Source organism: Mesorhizobium sp. M7A.F.Ca.US.006.01.1.1 (assembly GCF_003997935.1).
In the GTDB taxonomy this organism is placed as follows: domain Bacteria; phylum Pseudomonadota; class Alphaproteobacteria; order Rhizobiales; family Rhizobiaceae; genus Mesorhizobium.
The window spans coordinates 1-1,684 of record NZ_RZQL01000469.1 but is presented as its reverse complement, the minus strand read 5'-3'; the positions used below and the strand labels follow the sequence as shown (position 1 = coordinate 1,684).

Below are 1,684 nucleotides of genomic sequence, written 5' to 3'. Positions count from 1 at the left end.
GGATTGCGGACGAGCCGACGCAGGCTCTGCGTCGACAGGTGACACGGCGCAATCAGATTGTCCGACAGAGATCTCGATTGAAGAGCGTCATCCAGTCGATCCTTCATAGCCACCTGATCCGTCCTGCCCGCATGCTGACCTGTGCGGCGCCAAGGGTCGGACCTGGTTAATCGAGCAGGTCGTACCGCAGGACGAGCGCCTCGCGATCGATGGGCATCTGCGCGAGTTCGACCGATTGGGCGAAGACCTCCAGGTCATCGAACGCGATCTTGTCCGCTCGGCTCTCGAGGATGAAGGCGTGAAGCGGCTGATGACCATTCCCGGCGTCGACATCACCGTCGCGCTGGCGATGAAGGGCGGCGATCGGCGACGTGTCGCGCTTCGACGATCCGCAGAAGCTCGTGACCTATCTCGGGTTGAACCCAAGCGTCCAGCAGTCCGGCCAGGTCCGGCCTACCATGGGCGGATCACCAAGCAGGGCCGTGGTCATGCGCGCGGCATGCTCGTCGAGGCGGCCTGGGCGGCCGCTCGTGCTCCCGGACCGTTGCGAGCCTTCTCCCTGCGGCGTGCGAGCCCGGCGCGGACAGCATGTCGCGGCCGTGGCAACCGCACGCAAACTCTCTGTCGTGATCTGTCATCTGTTGAGAAGGGCGAGAGTTACGCGTGGGCTCGACCCTCCCTGCATGCCAAGAAGCTTGCGCGATGTGGAACTCAAGGCCGGGAGCAAGGCTGTGCGCGGCCAAAAGGGAGCGCACGCCTACAACATAAAGAGCCACCGGGAAGAAGAGCGCCGCTGGGTGGAGCAGGCCGAGGGCGCCTATGCACGCCTCGTCGCCGGTTGGAACCCACGAGGTCCGAAGAGGGTAGGCACGGATGCCGCAAACGAGGCGCGACGATAGAAGCTGCGCGGCAGGGCTCTCATCTCGGACCCTGCTCTTCGCCACGCGGTCGTCCGTGCGCGACAGGAGAATAGCGCAGATTTATCAAAAAGGCTCTTGTCGATCACATCAGTGGTCTTGGGCGCTGTACGGCCGGGTGAAGACTTTGCAGGTGGCCCGGAAAGCGTTTGACCTGCAGCGAAGCAATTGTCGTCATTACGCGCTCGACCCGGGCGCCCAGCTTGGCATAAGGGCTACGTGGCCTCAGGAAGCGTCGTCGCCAATGCAGACCATGGACGAATTCCCAGCCGATGCCGAGATGCCGGTCGACCGTGCCTGTCGCCGTCCGGTGATGCGATGCCCCCGAGCGGATGAGTTCGCCCCGGATGCTCCCGGTCACGACGCACGGGTTCGGGTTCCAAGGCGCTCAGTTTTGTTCGCGCCCAATCGGTGTAGGACGCGGCAGAAATACGAGCGTGACGAAATCGGAAAGAATGATCCTGAAGCGGCGATTCGGTAGAGCCGGGTCAAACTATCCGACGAAATAAACGATCACTGGATGGGCGGGGGAGCGTCGCAAACTGGAGGGCAAGAGCTCCCGGACGCAGCGTTAAGTTTGAATACCTCCGCGGACATGGTCGCGAGCTTATCGCGCAAATAAATCGAGCAGCCGAGCGCCGGCCGCACTCATGACCGGCTGGGCTCGGTTAATCCTGCATGCCGCGCCCATGAGGTTACTTGTCCGGAGTGCGTCGAGCACAACGAGGAGATGTAGTTCACGATCTTTGAAAAGCGTGGTCAACCAT

Annotated in this window: 1 pseudogene; it reads left to right on the top strand. The window is 62.4% G+C overall.

The annotated features are described in order from the left end of the window. Positions 1-899 (top strand): annotated as a pseudogene (locus EN943_RS36885) (IS110 family transposase); the annotation flags it as partial. Positions 900-1,684 lie beyond the last annotated feature (785 nt).